The 16174-nt window shown below is 61.5% G+C and carries 18 protein-coding genes; 15 read left to right on the top strand and 3 right to left on the bottom strand.

Features of this window, described 5'->3' with window-relative positions:
* Window positions 1-79: 79 nt before the first annotated feature.
* From ACO06R_RS10900 to ACO06R_RS10885, 4 genes are all read left to right on the top strand, one after another.
* Window positions 80-814 (top strand): DUF2259 domain-containing protein, encoded by a 735-nt coding sequence (locus ACO06R_RS10900; RefSeq protein ID WP_421849340.1) that lies wholly within the window; start codon window positions 80-82, stop codon window positions 812-814.
* A 57-nt stretch (window positions 815-871) separates the two neighbouring features.
* Window positions 872-1342 carry a hypothetical protein gene (locus tag ACO06R_RS10895; protein ID WP_421849337.1) on the top strand — a complete coding sequence of 157 codons (471 nt, stop codon included), beginning with the start codon at window positions 872-874 and terminating at the stop codon, window positions 1340-1342.
* Window positions 1343-2139: 797 nt separating this feature from the next.
* Window positions 2140-3447, top strand: a complete 1308-nt coding sequence (gene purB, locus ACO06R_RS10890; protein WP_421849334.1) for an adenylosuccinate lyase — start codon at window positions 2140-2142, stop codon at window positions 3445-3447.
* A 102-nt stretch (window positions 3448-3549) separates the two neighbouring features.
* The gene (locus ACO06R_RS10885) at window positions 3550-4101 is read left to right on the top strand and encodes an RBBP9/YdeN family alpha/beta hydrolase (RefSeq protein WP_421849331.1); all 552 of its coding nucleotides are present in this window, start codon (window positions 3550-3552) and stop codon (window positions 4099-4101) included.
* Between the two features lie 13 nt (window positions 4102-4114).
* Here ACO06R_RS10885 and ACO06R_RS10880 read toward each other — a convergent pair whose 3' ends face one another.
* Together ACO06R_RS10880 and ACO06R_RS10875 are read right to left on the bottom strand one after the other, a co-directional pair.
* A complete protein-coding gene (locus ACO06R_RS10880) occupies window positions 4115-4909 on the bottom strand; it encodes an HpcH/HpaI aldolase family protein (RefSeq protein ID WP_421849328.1) in 795 nt (264 codons plus the stop codon).
* An 11-nt stretch (window positions 4910-4920) separates the two neighbouring features.
* Window positions 4921-5238, bottom strand: a complete 318-nt coding sequence (locus ACO06R_RS10875; protein ID WP_421849324.1) for a DUF1476 domain-containing protein — start codon at window positions 5236-5238, stop codon at window positions 4921-4923.
* A gap of 238 nt (window positions 5239-5476) precedes the next feature.
* On the opposite strand from ACO06R_RS10875, the gene purC reads away from it, so the two are divergent.
* From purC to ACO06R_RS10850, 5 genes are all read left to right on the top strand, one after another.
* A complete protein-coding gene (gene purC, locus ACO06R_RS10870) occupies window positions 5477-6241 on the top strand; it encodes a phosphoribosylaminoimidazolesuccinocarboxamide synthase (RefSeq protein WP_421849321.1) in 765 nt (254 codons plus the stop codon).
* A 14-nt stretch (window positions 6242-6255) separates the two neighbouring features.
* Complete coding sequence (gene purS, locus ACO06R_RS10865; protein WP_421849318.1) at window positions 6256-6498, top strand: phosphoribosylformylglycinamidine synthase subunit PurS; 243 nt, start codon at window positions 6256-6258, stop codon at window positions 6496-6498.
* A gap of 125 nt (window positions 6499-6623) precedes the next feature.
* Window positions 6624-7697, top strand: a complete 1074-nt coding sequence (locus ACO06R_RS10860; RefSeq protein WP_421849315.1) for an acyltransferase family protein — start codon at window positions 6624-6626, stop codon at window positions 7695-7697.
* A gap of 106 nt (window positions 7698-7803) precedes the next feature.
* The gene (gene purQ / locus ACO06R_RS10855) at window positions 7804-8490 is read left to right on the top strand and encodes a phosphoribosylformylglycinamidine synthase subunit PurQ (protein ID WP_421849312.1); all 687 of its coding nucleotides are present in this window, start codon (window positions 7804-7806) and stop codon (window positions 8488-8490) included.
* On the top strand, window positions 8487-8903 hold the full coding sequence (locus ACO06R_RS10850) for a hypothetical protein (protein WP_421849309.1): 417 nt from the start codon (window positions 8487-8489) through the stop codon (window positions 8901-8903). The genes purQ and ACO06R_RS10850 overlap by 4 nt, the downstream gene beginning before the upstream one ends.
* Here ACO06R_RS10850 and ACO06R_RS10845 read toward each other — a convergent pair.
* On the bottom strand, window positions 8900-9169 hold the full coding sequence (locus ACO06R_RS10845) for a DUF1127 domain-containing protein (protein ID WP_421849306.1): 270 nt from the start codon (window positions 9167-9169) through the stop codon (window positions 8900-8902). The genes ACO06R_RS10850 and ACO06R_RS10845 overlap by 4 nt on opposite strands.
* An 84-nt stretch (window positions 9170-9253) precedes the next feature.
* On the opposite strand from ACO06R_RS10845, the gene ACO06R_RS10840 reads away from it, so the two are divergent.
* From ACO06R_RS10840 to ACO06R_RS10815, 6 genes are all read left to right on the top strand, one after another.
* The gene (locus ACO06R_RS10840) at window positions 9254-10684 is read left to right on the top strand and encodes a PLP-dependent aminotransferase family protein (protein WP_421849302.1); all 1431 of its coding nucleotides are present in this window, start codon (window positions 9254-9256) and stop codon (window positions 10682-10684) included.
* Window positions 10685-10838: 154 nt separating this feature from the next.
* Entirely contained in the window at window positions 10839-12032 is a 1194-nt protein-coding gene (locus ACO06R_RS10835; RefSeq protein WP_421849299.1) for a DUF418 domain-containing protein, read from the top strand.
* Between the two features lie 81 nt (window positions 12033-12113).
* Window positions 12114-14351 (top strand): phosphoribosylformylglycinamidine synthase subunit PurL, encoded by a 2238-nt coding sequence (purL, locus tag ACO06R_RS10830; protein ID WP_421849296.1) that lies wholly within the window; start codon window positions 12114-12116, stop codon window positions 14349-14351.
* A 12-nt stretch (window positions 14352-14363) separates the two neighbouring features.
* A complete protein-coding gene (locus ACO06R_RS10825; RefSeq protein ID WP_421849293.1) occupies window positions 14364-14597 on the top strand; it encodes a BolA/IbaG family iron-sulfur metabolism protein in 234 nt (77 codons plus the stop codon).
* 141 nt (window positions 14598-14738) lie between these two features.
* Window positions 14739-15074 (top strand): Grx4 family monothiol glutaredoxin, encoded by a 336-nt coding sequence (grxD, locus tag ACO06R_RS10820; RefSeq protein WP_421849290.1) that lies wholly within the window; start codon window positions 14739-14741, stop codon window positions 15072-15074.
* 20 nt (window positions 15075-15094) lie between these two features.
* Window positions 15095-16165 carry a DUF2332 domain-containing protein gene (locus ACO06R_RS10815; protein ID WP_421849287.1) on the top strand — a complete coding sequence of 357 codons (1071 nt, stop codon included), beginning with the start codon at window positions 15095-15097 and terminating at the stop codon, window positions 16163-16165.
* Window positions 16166-16174: the final 9 nt, after the last annotated feature.

The raw sequence follows: 16174 nt of genomic DNA, 5'->3' as shown, positions 1-16174 counted from the left end.
GTTCCCGCGCTTGAATGTGTCGGAGACGCGGTCCAGACTGCGCGGCAGGGGCTTGTCGGCGGAAAACGGAGGCGATCTCATGACCCGCATTGCCCGCATCCTGATGTTATTGCTCGGTATCGGCGGCCTTTGTGTCTCCGCCGCGCGCGCCGGCGATGTAGCCGCCTTGAACATTCTCGGCTTCAGCGCTGACGGTTCGGTCTTCGCCTTCGAGGAGTATGGCAGACAGGACGGTTCCGGCTTTCCCTATGCCAACCGTTTCTACATCGACACGGCCCGCGACCGGTTCCTGCCCGGTTCGCCGATCCGCGTCCGCATCAACGACGATACGGCGGCCGTCGGCGAAGCCCGTACCCAGGCACAGGCCGCCGGCGACAGCATCGTCCCGGACGCCGAACTTCTCGCCAATCCGGGCTACACCGCCGGTCTCAACCCGGTGACCGAGAGTTCCGCCGACCCCTACCGGATGGTCGTCAACCCGCGTCCGGTGTTTCCGCCCATCGATCCGCCGCTCGAAGTCAGGCTCGAAACCATCGATTTCTATCCGTCGGAAACATGCCGCAGCGTGGCCGACACATCGACCGGTTTCCGCTTGCTCATGATAAACAGCACGGCGGGCGGCGTCACGACGGTCTTGCACGAGGACAGCGCGGTTCCCGCCAGCCGTTTATGCCCACTCGACTATCGGATCGCCGCGGTACAGACACTTTACCGGCGCGATGCCCCCAATGCTGTCGCGGTCATGATCGCCATCAAAAGCTTTGGCTTCGAAGGACCGGACTATCGATATATCGCAGTAACTTATGTCCAATAACTCAGTTATTGCTTCAAAGATCGGAACATCTCGATCGAAAGGCTGGAGAAACGGGGCATGACGCCTCTCCTGCGCACCGTCGCGCTTTCGCTCGCCTGGGGAATCATGATGGCATTCAGCGCCGCGTGGTCGCTTGCCGTCGATTTCGAGCGGGTGCCCGACGGCCAGTTCCTCACTTTGGCCGCGCTCTATTTTGCCGGTGCCTGCGCCGCCGTCCCGGCCGCCATTCCCCTGACAAGCCGGCTGACAAATAGGTGGAAGCGGCCATGGCGTTTCGCCGCCATCGCCACCACGCTGACTGCGGCGACACTGGTCTTCACGGCCGCGCTGCTTGCGCTGGAACACCGGTCCTACTTCGCACAGTGGCATGATCCGGTCTTCACGCGAATCTGGTTCATGCAGCAATTCTTTACGGCTGTCGGTTCCACCTACCAATATGCGGTCATCGGAACGCGTCACTACCTGCCGCTCGCACCGCTTTTTCTGCTTGCCACCTGCTGGGTGTTGACCCGCAAGACCCGGGTCTGAGCTTCCAGCGGGTTTTTCGTTTGCGCTGGAAAGTCGCGTTCAGGCCTCTGCCATCACCGGGGGATCGGGATGAGCAGGCGGAAATCCAGCCCGCAATGGTCATCATCTGTCGGATAGGTTGCACGCGTGGCTCTCGGTAACGGTAGAGAAGAGATATATTTTTCAATTGGTTACGAATAATCCAACAACTGCGCGGCATCCGGCGTGTCCACCGCGCCCGAACCTCCCCTACAATCGCAATTGCCTTCTCACGGAAGTCTGGGTGCACACCGGCTCACAGGGAGAGGGACGGTGCCTGTCGGGCGGTGCAGAGGTGTATCGCTGGGTGATGAACCCCCACGGCAGGGCGGCATGAAGCGGCGCGCGCAGTCTTGTTTTCCCGGACAGAGTTCCGGGCCGCCGACCGAAGCTGCAAGACCACCGAGCGGGCGGTCCGAGGATCGCTATTACTATCTAGACGTTGCGATGCTTTGACCGCCCGTCTTCCAACTCAACGATGATCCGGTCTCGGAAACGAGGCGCGGTGCGGAAGAAGCGCGCCCTCTCGCCCCTGGCGGTGGGGTGAGCGGTGTCCGGCATGGCCGGCCAATCGACAACGATTTGTCGATTGGAACCGCGAACGCCCGGAGCCATAGCGAAGGGCCGGACGATTTCAGCGCCTTAGCCCCAGGCTAAGTGCTAGAAATCGCAAGAGAGGGGGTGGTGCAGGGGACGCTCGACGATGAGACTCGTTGAGACGGCGGCCCCGGTCTGTTATCTGGCGGGCACAAACGATTTCCCTTTCAGGACGCCGCTCGATGATTCCTCGCTATTCCCGCCCGGATATGGTCGCCATCTGGTCGCCGGAGACCAGGTTCCGGATTTGGTTCGAGATTGAGGCGCATGCCTGCGATGCGCTGGCGGAACTGGGCGTGATCCCGAAGAGCGCGGCGGAGACGATTTGGGAAAAGGGCGGCAACGCGACCTTCGACGTCGCACGGATCGACGAGATCGAGCGCGAGACCAAACATGACGTCATCGCCTTCCTGACCCATCTGGCCGAAATCGTCGGGCCGGACGCCAGATTCGTACATCAGGGTATGACCTCTTCGGACGTACTGGATACCTGCTTTAACGTCCAACTCGTCCGCGCCGCCGACATCCTGCTCGCCGATATCGATGCGCTGCTGGCCGCGCTCAAGCGCCGGGCGTTCGAGCACCGCGACACGATCACCATCGGGCGCAGCCATGCCATCCATGCCGAGCCCACCACCTTCGGCGTCAAGCTCGCCCAGGCCTACGCAGAATTCGAGCGCAACCGCAAACGGCTGGAACTGGCGCGCGAGGAAGTCGCCACCTGCGCGATCTCCGGCGCGGTCGGCACATTCGCCAATATCGAACCGGCAGTCGAGGAACATGTCGCTGAAGCGATGGGCCTGAAACCGGAGCCGGTGTCCACTCAGGTCATCCCGCGCGACCGCCACGCCATGTTCTTTGCGACGCTCGCCGTCATTGCCTCGTCGATCGAACGACTGGCGACCGAAGTCCGCCACCTGCAGCGCACCGAGGTTCTCGAGGCGGAGGAGTACTTCTCGGCCGGCCAGAAAGGTTCGTCGGCCATGCCGCACAAGCGCAACCCTGTTTTGACCGAGAACCTGACCGGACTGGCGCGCATCGTGCGATCGCACGCGCTTCCCGCGATGGAGAATGTCGCGCTGTGGCACGAACGCGACATCTCGCATTCCTCTGTGGAACGCATGATCGGCCCCGATGCCACTGTCACGCTGGACTTCGCGCTGGCCAGACTGACCGGCGTGGTCGACAAGCTCGTCGTCTATCCGGAAAACATGCTGGCCAACCTCAACAAGTTTCGCGGCTTGGTGCACTCGCAACGGATCCTGCTGGCGCTGACCCAGGCCGGCGTTTCGCGAGAAGATGCCTACAAGCTGGTGCAGCGCAACGCGATGAAGGTCTGGGAACAAGGCAAGGACTTCCTGGAGGAACTGCTGGCCGATGCGGATGTCCGCGCAGCGCTCTCCGAAGACGAAATCCGCGAGAAATTCGACCTCGGCTATCACACCAAGCATGTCGAGACGACATTCCGGCGGGTGTTCGGCGAAGCGTGAGCGTTGCCGACCGCCTCGGTTGATCGCTGCGGCTAGCCGAAACCCGACAATCTCTTTGCGGGCGGATTGACATTCCGGGCCCGAGACACAACGTGCCGGCGCATGAAGATCAAAGACGCAGAAATCCTGATCGTTCCGGGCTATCGAAATTCAGGGCCGGAACACTGGCAGACCCGCTGGCAGTCGCGCATTGCGACGGCCCGCCGGGTCGAGCAGGAGGCGTGGTCGAAGCCGGTCCGCGAGGATTGGGTGGAGCGTATCCGCGAGGAGATCGCGGCAGCCACCAGGCCGGTGGTCATCGTCGCTCATTCGCTGGGCGTCGCGGCAACGGTTCAGGCGCTTGGAACGCCGGAGGCCGACGCGATCCGTGGCGCATTCTTCGTCGCGCCGCCGGATGTCGCCAATCCCGATCTGCGCCCGCGTCACCTGATGACCTTCGGTCCCTACCCGCGTGACCCTTTGCCATTCCCGGCCTTCGTGGTTGCCAGCCGCAACGATCCTTTTTCCGCGTTCGCCCAAGCCGAGGATATCGCCGCTGCATGGGGCGCGTTCTTGGTCGATGCCGGGCAATCCGGACATCTGAACGCCGAGTCCGGCCACGGCCCATGGCCGGAGGGCCTGATGGTCTTTGCGGAATTCATGAAACGGATCTGATGAGGCGCGCGGCCTATGCGTCGCCGGCGGTCTCGCGCGCGAGGGCATCGGCGAAAGCGGCCTGTCCCGCCTCGATGATCGCGATGTCCGAAGCCAGCACCACGAGCTTGTAGCCCAACTTCAGGAAGCGCGCCGCCTGCGCCGCGCTGCCCGCATAGATGGCTGCATGCTTGCCGGCGCGCGTCGCGACTGCGGCGAGGTGTGCGATCATCGGCTCCATCGCCCCGGTCGTGAAGTCCGAGGTTTCTCCTCCGGTCCATGCGATCGTCAGGTCGGCCGGCCCGACGAAAAGGCCGTCAATTCCATCGATAGCGGCGATTTCCTCAGCAGCCTCGTAGGCGCCCTTTGTCTCGATCATCGCGAAGGCGAGCGTGTCGGCATTCGCCCGGTGCAGGAATGCGTCGCCGCCCTCCACGCCCCTGAGCGCCCGCCCACAAACCGGGCCCCATGAGCGCTTACCGACGGGCGGGTATTTCACCGAATCACGAAAGGCTCGCGCATCGGCGGCGGTGTCTATCATCGGCGCGATTATCGCGTCGGCGCCCGAATCGAGCGCGCGTGACGCCATGTCGTATCGCGCGACGGGAATGCGCACCACTGCCGCCTTGCCGGCCCGGACAATTGGCGCGATGCCCGACAAAACGCTTTCTTCATGATGGCCGCCATGCTGCATGTCGAGCGTCACGGCCCCGAACGGACCCGCGGCAAGCGCTTCGACAAGACCGGGGTCGGGCAGGTTCGACCACGCCGTCAGCACGGTCTCTCCCGCCGCGAGACGCGGCGCCAGCGCGTATTCGTGGACGGCCATGGGCCCTTATATCAGGCGTTTTTGATCTGCTCGATCGCTTCCGCCATCATCTCGTCCATTGTGCGACGGATCTGGTGGTCGGATTGATCGACGCCAGCATCGTCGAAGTCCTTGCGGATCTTGCGGAAAACGTCTTCGTCGCCGGCTTCCTCAATGTCGGCGATGATCACTTCCTTGGCGTATGCCTCAGCGTCGTCACCGGACTTTCCGAGCTTTTCGGCCGCCCAAAGACCCAGCATCTTGTTACGGCGCGCTTCGGCCTTGAAGCGAAGTTCCTCGTCGTGCGCAAACTTGTTTTCGTAAGCGTCTTCGCGATCTTTCATCGACATGGTGTTCTCCCTGGGCAGGACATGGGGCGCGACCCCGCCCCCAATTCAAATGGGTGTGACGACCGTCTTAATCAAATGGCGCTGGAAAGATCAACTCGCCGGATCGACCATTTCCGACGGTCACGCAAAAACGGCGGAAAAGCCTTTCCCTGCGTTTGTGCAAACCCGCCGATTGGAGTAAAGGCGCGTTCAAGCAAGCGCCCGTTGCGCATTTTCCTACGACCCAGAGCACCGCAAGATGAAACAACGCCGCCGAATATACGAAGGCAAAGCGAAGATCCTGTACGAAGGTCCCGAGCCGGGCACGCTTGTCCAGTTCTTCAAGGACGACGCGACCGCGTTCAATGCGCGCAAGCACGATGTCATCGAAGGCAAGGGCGTCCTCAACAACCGTATCAGCGAGCATATCTTCGTGCATCTCAACCGCATCGGCATACCGACGCATTTCATCAAGCGCCTGAACATGCGCGAGCAGTTGATCCGCGAAGTCGAGATCATCCCGCTCGAAATCGTCGTGCGCAATGTGGCCGCCGGTTCCATCGCCAAGCGTCTCGGCCTTGAGGAAGGTACGGTGCTGCCGCGTTCGATCATCGAGTTCTACTACAAGGCCGATGCGCTGGACGATCCGATGGTCTCCGAAGAGCACATCACGGCGTTCGGCTGGGCCAGCCCGCAGGAAATCGACGACATCATGGCGCTGGCGATCCGTGTCAACGATTTCCTGTCTGGCCTGTTTCTCGGCATCGGCGTGCAACTGGTCGATTTCAAGATCGAATGCGGCCGGCTTTTCGAAGGCGACATGATGCGCATCGTCGTCGCCGACGAGATTTCGCCGGACAGTTGCCGGTTGTGGGACGTCAAGACTTCCGAGAAGCTCGACAAGGACCGCTATCGGCGCGACATGGGCGGTCTGGTGGAGGCCTATCAGGAAGTCGCCCGCCGGCTCGGCATCATGAACGAAAACGACGGACCGCGCCCCAAGGGCCCGGTACTCGTCAAGTAAGGAGCGGTGTATCGATGATCAGGGCACGCGTGACGGTCACGCTCAAGGAAGGCGTGCTTGACCCGCAAGGCAAGGCCATTGAAGGTGCACTTTCGACGCTCGGATTTGCCGGCGTCGGCGAGGTGCGCCAGGGCAAGGTCTTCGATATCGAGCTGGATGGTGACGACCGCAAGAAGGCCACAGGAGAGTTGAACGCCATGTGCGAAAAACTGCTCGCCAATACCGTGATCGAGGACTTCGCAGTCGAGTTGTTGTAGCGGCCCGAATGCCGCTGCGTTAACCAGAGCGGCGAATATCTGGCTGCTTTTTGTCGCCATTAACCGCGTTTCGACGAACAATCGCCTATTATGCTTGGCCTGAGTGCAGCATTGGGCGAATCCGAATGGCCGCAACACAAAGACACGACTGGGTCGATGCCGCCAAGGGCATCTCGATCATTCTGGTCGTCATGATGTATGCCGCCCACAATGTGGGCAAATACACCGGCGAGATCGGCGTGTTGCACTATGCGGTCGGTTTCGCAACGCCGTTCCGCATGCCGGAATTCTTCCTGATCTCCGGCCTGTTTCTGGCCCGCGTGATCGGTCGTAACTGGAAGGCCTATGGCGACCGGCGCATCCTGCATTACTTCTATTTCTACGCCGTGTGGGCGGCCATCAACATCGTGTTGAAGGTCGGCATCGCCGGTCAGGATGTCGGCGGCATGCTGGCCGGCTTGGCCACGGCACTGGTGCAACCCTATGGCGTGCTGTGGTTCATCTACATGCTGGCCGTGTTCAGCGCGGTCGCCAAGCTTGCCTGGCAATTCCGGGCGCCGCATTGGCTGGTGCTTGCCGTAGCCGCCGGTTTGCAACTCGCGCCGATCGACACGCCAAGCTACGTCGTCACGCAGTTCTGCGCCCATTTCGTATTCTTCTATCTCGGCTACGCCGCCGCGCCGCATGTCTTTCGGATCGTCGAGCGCGCTGTCGCCCGCCCTGCCCTTGCCGTTGCCGGCCTTGCCGTTTGGGCGATTGTTGAGGCCTATCTGGTGTTCTGGCCGGATGGAAAGACGCTGCCGCTGGACATGCAGATGGGATACGCCGCCTTCCCGCCGCTGCACCTGGCGCTGGCCGTCATCGGGGCTGTGGCGTTATGTATCGCAAGCGCCCTGCTGCTCAAACTGCCCTTCATGGGATGGCTGCGCTGGATCGGTGCGCATTCGCTGGTCATCTATCTGGCATTCACGCTGCCGATGTCGGGCATTCGTATCGTCGCCATGCGACTGGGCTTCACGGATACGAGCCTGCTCAGCTGCGCGGTGCTGTTTGGCTCCATCGTCGCCTGCGTGGTGTTCTATATGCTCGTCAAGCGGCTTGGCATCGGCATCTTCCTATTCGAGCGTCCAGCCTGGGCGCATCTCCCCGGCACACCGGGTAGCCGCCAGCGAAACGGCATGCTGGCATCCGCCGAATAGGCGTGTCGCCAACTGGCGGGGGATTGTCTGGCAAGCCCCTCGTCATTGTCGCCCACTTCGGCTATGAACCGCGCAGCCTTTTTCGCCACCGATAACCGACAGTTCCATGAAATCAGCCGTCATCCTGCTGCCCGGGCTCAATCGCGACCGCGACATGATCGCCGCGCTCACCAAGATTGGTGGGACGCCGCCCGCCACTGTTTGGCAGACCGATACCGAGATCCCGGACGTTGATCTGATCGTCATTCCCGGCGGGTTCTCCTTTGGCGACTACCTCCGCTGCGGCGCCATTGCTGCACGCATGCCGGTCATGGATGCATTGCGCCGCAGGGCCGAAGCGGGCGTGCGTGTCATCGGCGTGTGCAACGGTTTCCAGATCCTGCTTGAGGCGGGCATGTTGCCCGGCGCATTGATGCGCAACGCGTCGCTGAAATTCGTGTGCCGCAAGGTCAGGCTCGAGGTCGTCAATGCCAATACGGTGTTCACACGCGGCTACACAACCGGCCAGATCATCGATTGCCCGGTCGCCCATCACGATGGCAATTACTTTGCCGACGCGGAAACGCTGAAGCGGCTGAACGGCGAGAACCGTGTCGTATTTCGCTACGCGGAAGGCACAAATCCGAACGGTTCGATGGAAGACATCGCTGGCATCATCAACGAAAACGGCAATGTGCTAGGCATGATGCCACATCCCGAAAACCTGATCGAAGCCGCGCATGGCGGCGAGGATGGACGCCCGATCTTCAAAAGCGCGCTTGAGACCGCCCTGCAGAACGCCGGGGCGGCATGACCATCAAGTGCCCACCTTCTGCCGTACTTGCCTTCATTTTCGGCGCCGCACTGGCGCTTGCCAGTTGCAGCGGAGGCGAACGCATCGGCGGACCGCTGATCGTAGAGGTCGATACGACCAGCCCGCGTTCGATTCTCGCCACGGTCAACGAAAACGCTCAGAAATGCTGGATACGCTCTGGCTCGCGGCAGTTTCGCGCCCTGTCGGTCATTCCTGAACTGGATACGGGGGTGGGCAACCCGCGCCTGCTTGTTGTGGGGAGAGGCAAAGGCGGCGGGCTGCCCAAACTTGTGATCGAAGCCAGCGGTGACCCGGTGAAGATCACCACCTACGGGCCGCTGGCATCCGCCGGTGTTTCCGCGCGTATCAACGATGACGTGATCGCATGGTCCGCCGGCAAGACCGGCTGCTAGAATCGGTTGATTCTTGAGTTGTCGTAGTACCAGAACGGTTTATCGGCCTCGCGCCACGCCTGTTGACGGGTGACACCGATATCCGTCAGCTGATCGTCGGTCAGCTCGCGTAGATGTCGTCGGCTCTTCTGCTTCACCATTCGGGCGCGCATTGCCGCAGCGAAAATCTTAATCCAGATTCCGAGCGGCACCGTACCGATGCTGGCAAAGGTCCTGTCGCCAATGCGCACAGGGCCATTCATCTTCATTGTATCAATTGACACCATCTTGTGACCCTTTCCTAGTTGGTGTGCCCCGATGCGCAACCGATACATTGACACCATTATTGATACAATATAAGAATTGTCACCATGACAACTTGGCTTCCCGACCTGAACCCCGGCAACGGCCCGCTCTACGCCAAACTGGCGCGGAGCATCGAGACCGGCATCGAATCCGGCGAGCTGCCGATTGGCTCGAAACTCCCCCCGCAGAGGAACCTCGCCTTCGACCTTGGCGTGACAGTCGGCACGGTTAGCCGCGCATATTCCATTGTCCGCGAACGCGGCCTGGTTTCGGGCGAGATCGGGCGCGGAACCTTTGTTCTCGACAGGAAATCCGGTGAAAATCGTCTCCAACCCGGTACGCACATTCCGATCATCGGGGCGATGGAAAAGCGCGCGCCCGGCAGTCAGCAGATCTCCATGACCTCGACAGCGGCGCTCGATGTCGGGCAGCGCGACATTATCGACCGTACGCTTCAGGAGGTTTTCTCCGACAGCGGCTATTCGACCATCGATTACATCCGCTTCATTCCGGAATACTGGCAGGAAGCCGGCGCGACATGGCTGTCGCACAAGGATTGGCGCCCAGACAAATTGAATGTCATCCCGACGATCGGCGTTCATTCCGGCATCATGGCCGTCATCCAGGCGATCTCGGCGACCGGCGACCGGATCGCCTTCGAGGAGTTGACCTTCGCGGCCACGGCGCGCGCCGTTTCGATGGTCGGCCGCCGCATCGCGCGGGTCAAATCGACCGCGCAGGGCATCGATCCGGATGATTTCGAACATGTCTGCGCCCAGCAGCATCCCAAGGCGGTTGTGCTCGTCGCGACCCTCAACAATCCGACGCTCGGAACGATCCCGGCCGAGAACCGCCGGCGGATTGTCGAGATCGCGCGCAAGTACAATGTCTGGATCATTGAGGACAATATCTATGGCGGCCTGAAGGGAGACCGCCCGGCACAGATCGCAAGCATGGCGCCCGAACGCACCTTCCTGATTGACGGGATGTCGAAATCGGTCGCCGCTGGCCTGCGCACTGGGTGGGTCGCCTGCCCGCCTGGCTTTACCACGCGGATCGCAACCGCCCATCGCCTATTGACGGGCGGCGGGCCGTTCGCCCTGGAGGAAACGTCGGCCCGCCTGATCATTTCGGGAGCCGCGGCGCTCATCCGCGACAGAGTGTGCGCCGATATCGCCGAACGGGTCGACCTCGCGGTCGACATTCTGTCCGATAGCCATCCGGAGGTGGTCATCAGGAGCGATCCGGATTGTCCTTATGTCTGGGTCACCCTGCCCGAACCCTGGCTACCGGGAACGTTCTGCAAGGCCGCGCAGGAATCTGGCGTGACCGTGGAAGGCGCCGACGAATACAAAATCGGCTCGCTTGGCTACAGTTGCCCGAACATCCGGGTCGCGCTTAGCGGTTCGCTCGATTGGCAGGAACTTGAACGTGGCCTTGGCATCGTCGCCGACTTGTTGTCCTCGCCCGGATTGGGTTTTGATTCTCTGGAGTGATCCTGTCGGACCGGCCTATCGCGCGCCGGGAGCCATAAAGTCCGATAAGCCGTTGCCGCACCGGGCCGGATACTCTAGGACGCACATATTCCCTAAGGTTATAGTTTACTGACGCCAGTGGCGATTGGCTGACGAGACCACCGGAGCGCCGTCCATGAACTACCAGAATGAAAACGCCGCCACCGGTCGCCAGATTCTGCCGGATCTCACCCGTGCTTACGCACTGTTCGGCATTGCGCTCGTCAATGTCGCAGCCCTCTCCTGGCCGGCCATGACCGCTTACTATGGCGGCGGACTGGAGACCGGCCTCGACAAGGGCGCGTATTTCCTCGTCAACGCCCTCTTTCTCCTCAAGGCCTACACGCTGTTCTCATTCATGTTCGGCGTCGGTTTTGCCTACCAGATAAGGTCCGCCGAACGGCGCGGCACTGCCTTTGCCGGCCAATACTGGCGTCGCATTCTCGGTCTGCTCATCCTCGGCGTTCTTCACGTCGCCCTGCTGTACCAAGGCGATATACTGATCATGTATGCGATCCTTGGCTCGATCCTGTTCCTGTTTCGCCGGGCCAGCGAAAGAACCCTCGTTCGCTGGGCCATCGGGATCTATGTCGTCCAGGTGTTGGTCATGGGCGGCATGGCCGGCATCGTCTGGCTTGGCTACGAATACGCGCCCGAGGAGATGGCAGCTGCGGTACGCGAAACCCAGCAGAGCGACGAACTGGCCTTTGCGGTCTTCGGCGGCGGCACATTCGCTGAAACCGTTGCCTTGCGCATTGAAGAGTGGACGCAGATTTTGCCCTACAGCCTCTTGATGCAAGGCTTTGGTGCCTTTTCGTTCTTCTTGTTCGGCCTCGCTGCGGTGCGCCACGGCGCAATTGCCAATCCGTCCGACCCGATCTGGCGACGGGCGCGCCGTCTCTACCTGCCTGTCGGCCTGGCCGGCAGCATCGCCGGCGCATGGGTCATTCTTGGCGCCGACGATTTCCTGGATCCGGCGCTTGTGTTCGGCATGTTCCTGATCACGCTGTTCAGCCCGTTTGCGAGCGCGGGTTACATCGGCCTCATGGCCAGGTGGGCCGAAGGGCCGGCCGGCCCGGTCAAGACATTCTTCGCGCGTGGCGGCACGGCCACGCTTACGGCCTATCTGCTTCAAAGCCTTTTGTTCTCCGTTGTTTTCAATGGCTATGGTCTGGGCCTCTTCGGCGAGGTCGGTGCCGCTGGCAGCATCGCGATTGCATTTTTGATCGCATTCATCTCGATCGTGTTCTGCAGCCTCTGGCGCACCCGCTTCAGCCGCGGCCCTATGGAAGCGCTGCTGCGCGGCTGGACCTACCTCGGCGCCCGCTAAGACTGTGGAAACCGGCAGGCGCGGCTTTATGACAAACAGCCGCGACTTCAAAACCGGTCAGAACTGCACTACACAGCGCCCATGACCATCCCCAATACCGTCCAGATCACGCCAGAACTTGTCGAGGCCCATGGCATTACACCCGACGAGTACGACCGCATTGTTGAACTGACCGGCCGCGAACCGACCTTCACCGAACTCGGCATCTGGTCGGCCATGTGGAACGAGCACTGTTCCTACAAGTCGTCGAAGAAGTGGCTGAAAACCCTTCCCACGACCGGGCCGCAGGTCATCCAGGGTCCGGGCGAAAATGCCGGCGTCGTTGATATCGGCGATGGCGACTGTGTCGTCTTCAAGATGGAAAGCCACAACCACCCCTCCTACATTGAGCCTTATCAGGGCGCGGCGACAGGTGTGGGCGGTATCCTGCGCGATGTCTTCACCATGGGGGCCCGTCCGGTCGCTGCCATGAATGCGCTCCGCTTCGGCGAGCCCGACCATCCCAAGACCGGTCATCTGGTTGCCGGCGTAGTCTCCGGTGTTGGCGGATACGGAAACTCCTTCGGCGTCCCCACGGTCGGTGGCGAGGTCGAGTTCGATGCCCGCTACAACGGCAATTGCCTCGTCAACGCGTTTGCCGCCGGCATCGCAAAAACGGATGCGATCTTCTACTCCAAGGCCGAAGGTGTGGGCCTGCCGGTCGTCTATCTCGGCGCCAAGACCGGACGCGACGGCGTCGGCGGCGCGACCATGGCGTCGGCCGAATTCGGCGACGACATCGACGAAAAACGTCCGACTGTTCAGGTTGGCGACCCGTTCACCGAAAAATGCCTGCTGGAAGCCTGCCTGGAATTGATGGCGTCGGGCGCCGTCATCGCGATCCAGGACATGGGCGCGGCCGGACTGACCTGTTCGGCCGTCGAGATGGGTGCCAAGGGCGACCTCGGCATCGAGCTGGATCTCGACCGCGTTCCGGTTCGCGAAGACCGCATGTCGGCCTACGAGATGATGCTTTCGGAAAGCCAGGAGCGCATGCTCATGGTGCTGCGGCCTGAAAAGGAGGCCGAAGCAAAAGCCATCTTCGCCAAATGGGGTCTCGATTTTGCCATCGTCGGCAAGACCACCGACGATCTGCGTTTCCGCATTCTTCATCAGGGCGAGGAAGTCGCCAACCTGCCGATCAAGGAGCTTGGCGACGAAGCGCCGGAATATGACCGCCCCTGGATGACACCAGCACTCTATCACGAAATGGACGCCACCCAGTTTGCCGAGCCGGAGGACTATACGGACGCGGTCCTGCGCATCCTCGGATCGCCGAACATGGCATCGCGACGGTGGGTTTGGGAGCAGTATGACACCCTGATCCAGGGCAATTCTCTGCAGCTGCCGGGCGGCGACGCAGGCGTGGTTCGCGTCGACGGTCATGAAACCAAGGCCCTCGCCTTTTCGTCCGATGTCACGCCGCGCTATTGCGAGGCAGACCCCTATGAGGGCGGCAAGCAGGCCGTTGCCGAATGCTGGCGTAACCTTTCCGCAGTCGGTGCCGAACCGCTAGCGGCCACCGACAATCTGAACTTCGGCAATCCCGAACGGCCTGAGATCATGGGACAGTTGGTGCGCGCCATCGAAGGCATCGGCGAAGCATGCACGGCGCTTGGTTTCCCCATCGTGTCGGGCAACGTATCCCTTTACAACGAGACCAACGGCGAAGCGATCTTGCCGACGCCAACCATTGCCGGGGTCGGCCTACTGCCCGATTGGGCCGCAATGGCGCGGGTTTCGACCATGCGGGAAAGAGATGTCCTATTTCTTCTTGGCGGCGATGGAAGTCATCTCGGCCAGTCGATCTACAACCGCGTCATCAACGACCGCACCGACGGTCCGCCACCGCCGGTCGATCTGTACTGTGAGCGGCGCAATGGCGACTTCGTGCGCTCGGCCATTCGCAACCAGCAGGTCACCGCCTGCCACGACATTTCTGACGGCGGTTTGATTGTCGCCATGGCCGAGATGTGCATCGCCTCGGGCCTTGGCGCGACCATCGATGCGGGCGACACCGGCAATGCGCACGCGCTTTTGTTCGGCGAGGACCAGGGCCGCTACATCGTTGCTGTCCAGCCTGACAATGCACATTTCTTCGCGTTGAATGCGGAGGGGGCGGGCGTTCCGTTTCGCCGTCTTGGCGATGCCGGCGGCGATGCGCTGACATTGACGGCACCCGTGCCGGTCGCCATATCTGTGAAGCAGATGGCCGACATGCACGAGGCGTGGTTCCCGGCCTTTATGGAAACAACCGAACGTCGGGAAGCCGCCGAATAGGAGATCGCCCGAATGCCGATGAACGCCGCCGATATCGAGAAAATGATCAAGGACGCGATTCCCGACGCGACCGTCACGATCCGCGACCTGGCCGGCGACGGCGACCATTATGCCGCCGAAGTCGTCTCCGAAAGCTTTCGTGGCAAGTCGCGTGTCCAGCAGCATCAAATGGTCTATCAGGCGCTTCAGGGCAATATGGGCGGCGTCCTGCATGCACTCGCCCTGCAAACCAGCGCACCGGAGTGAGGAGAATTAGCCGATGGCAATGCTCGCCCTTGTTGTTTGTATCCTTCTGCTTCTGGTAGCCGATATTCGAATACTCCGCGCCGCCTGGCGCATCATCACTTCTCACCGGCCCTTGAATCCGGCAGCGAAAGGAAACAGGAAATGAGTGGAATCAACGAATTCATCGACCAGGAAGTAAAGTCGAACGATGTCGTTCTCTTCATGAAGGGCACCCCCGGCTTTCCGCAATGCGGCTTTTCGGGCCAGGTCGTGCAAATTCTCGATTACCTCGGCGTTGAATACAAGGGCGTCAATGTCCTGGCCGACGATGATATTCGTCAGGGTATCAAGGACTACTCCAACTGGCCGACAATCCCGCAGCTCTACGTCAAGGGAGAGTTCGTCGGCGGCTGCGATATCATCCGCGAGATGTTCCAGGCCGGCGAGTTGCAGGGCCACTTCGATGAGAAGGGCATTGTCGCGAAAGGTGCAGCCTGACAACCACGCCCGCCCCGCGGTTGCAGAAACTGCCGGGCGAAATCGCGTCTGAGTTTCTCGCGCAAGCCGATGCCTGCGAGAGATTGGGGTCGCCGTTCACCGCGGCCCTTTGCCGTATTGCGGCCGAGCATGGCCTGCCGGACGGACCGATATATGCAAGGCTGTCGCAATGGGGCGACAGCGCGCTGGCGCGTGACGATGCGCTGGCACTGCGGTTTGCGGGCGCTCTCCATCACCTCGTTCTGACCGGCACCGCGCCCGAGCTCACTCCCTTCTATCCCCCGGATGAAGTGACCGACGATGACTTGGCCATTGCGATCGCAGCTGCCGTGGATACCCATTCGGCTCATGTCGATCGCTTTCTCGATGGCCCACCGCAAACCAACGAGACTGCACGCTCGGCCGTCCTGTTGCCGGGTTATCTGCTTCTCGCCGCACGGTTTGACATGCCGATGGTCATGTCCGAACTCGGCTCCAGCGCCGGCCTCAACCAGAACTGGAACCGGTACTTCTACGACTACGGAAATTGGCAATGGGGCGAGCCCGATTCGCCTGTCGCGTTGGCATGCGAGTGGCGAAGCGGCAATCCGCCTGCAACACGCGACATCGCGGTGTTGGATCACGCCGGATGCGATATCGCTCCCGTCCTGATTTCGGAACGCCAGAACCGCGAACGGCTGATGGCCTATGTCTGGGCGGATCAGCCGGCGCGCCTCGACCGTCTCGCCGGTGCGTTGGCCATAGCAACCGATTATCCACCGCAGGTGGAAGCGGAAACTGCCGCCCGATGGATCGAGCAACGTCTGTCGCAGAGCGAACCGGACACACTTCATGTCGTGTTCCATTCCATCATGTGGCAGTACATGCCGGCGACAGAACAGCGTCGTATCGCGGATTTGCTTGCCGAAGCAGGCAACCGCATTGCTCCAAACGCTCCGTTGGCTTGGTTGCGAATGGAACCGGACGAAACGAAGGGCAGCGCCGCGCTCAGCCTGACGACATGGTCGGGCGCGTCCGACGACGGACGGACCATCGAGCTTGCCCGCGTCGACTTCCACGGTCGCTGGATCGAATGGAACGACGCGCGCTAAGGCGCGCTT

Origin of the sequence: Oricola sp., from assembly GCF_965230365.1 — a bacterium.
Lineage (GTDB): Bacteria > Pseudomonadota > Alphaproteobacteria > Rhizobiales > Rhizobiaceae > Oricola.
The sequence above is the reverse complement of the archived record's forward strand: the minus strand, read 5'-3'. Positions and strand labels throughout refer to the sequence as shown.

What these genes read in the sequence shown, in the direction of transcription:
- ACO06R_RS10835 (WP_421849299.1), top strand. Translation starts at nt 10,839, where the DNA reads ATGAACTACCAGAATGAAAACGCCGCCACCGGTCGCCAGATTCTGCCG.
- purS (WP_421849318.1), top strand. Translation starts at nt 6,256, where the DNA reads ATGATCAGGGCACGCGTGACGGTCACGCTCAAGGAAGGCGTGCTTGAC.
- ACO06R_RS10845 (WP_421849306.1), bottom strand. Translation starts at nt 9,169, where the DNA reads ATGGTGTCAATTGATACAATGAAGATGAATGGCCCTGTGCGCATTGGC.
- ACO06R_RS10825 (WP_421849293.1), top strand. Translation starts at nt 14,364, where the DNA reads ATGCCGATGAACGCCGCCGATATCGAGAAAATGATCAAGGACGCGATT.
- grxD (WP_421849290.1), top strand. Translation starts at nt 14,739, where the DNA reads ATGAGTGGAATCAACGAATTCATCGACCAGGAAGTAAAGTCGAACGAT.
- ACO06R_RS10840 (WP_421849302.1), top strand. Translation starts at nt 9,254, where the DNA reads ATGACAACTTGGCTTCCCGACCTGAACCCCGGCAACGGCCCGCTCTAC.
- ACO06R_RS10875 (WP_421849324.1), bottom strand. Translation starts at nt 5,238, where the DNA reads ATGTCGATGAAAGATCGCGAAGACGCTTACGAAAACAAGTTTGCGCAC.
- ACO06R_RS10895 (WP_421849337.1), top strand. Translation starts at nt 872, where the DNA reads ATGACGCCTCTCCTGCGCACCGTCGCGCTTTCGCTCGCCTGGGGAATC.
- purC (WP_421849321.1), top strand. Translation starts at nt 5,477, where the DNA reads ATGAAACAACGCCGCCGAATATACGAAGGCAAAGCGAAGATCCTGTAC.
- ACO06R_RS10885 (WP_421849331.1), top strand. Translation starts at nt 3,550, where the DNA reads ATGAAGATCAAAGACGCAGAAATCCTGATCGTTCCGGGCTATCGAAAT.
- ACO06R_RS10850 (WP_421849309.1), top strand. Translation starts at nt 8,487, where the DNA reads ATGACCATCAAGTGCCCACCTTCTGCCGTACTTGCCTTCATTTTCGGC.
- purL (WP_421849296.1), top strand. Translation starts at nt 12,114, where the DNA reads ATGACCATCCCCAATACCGTCCAGATCACGCCAGAACTTGTCGAGGCC.
- ACO06R_RS10860 (WP_421849315.1), top strand. Translation starts at nt 6,624, where the DNA reads ATGGCCGCAACACAAAGACACGACTGGGTCGATGCCGCCAAGGGCATC.
- purQ (WP_421849312.1), top strand. Translation starts at nt 7,804, where the DNA reads ATGAAATCAGCCGTCATCCTGCTGCCCGGGCTCAATCGCGACCGCGAC.
- ACO06R_RS10880 (WP_421849328.1), bottom strand. Translation starts at nt 4,909, where the DNA reads ATGGCCGTCCACGAATACGCGCTGGCGCCGCGTCTCGCGGCGGGAGAG.
- ACO06R_RS10900 (WP_421849340.1), top strand. Translation starts at nt 80, where the DNA reads ATGACCCGCATTGCCCGCATCCTGATGTTATTGCTCGGTATCGGCGGC.
- purB (WP_421849334.1), top strand. Translation starts at nt 2,140, where the DNA reads ATGATTCCTCGCTATTCCCGCCCGGATATGGTCGCCATCTGGTCGCCG.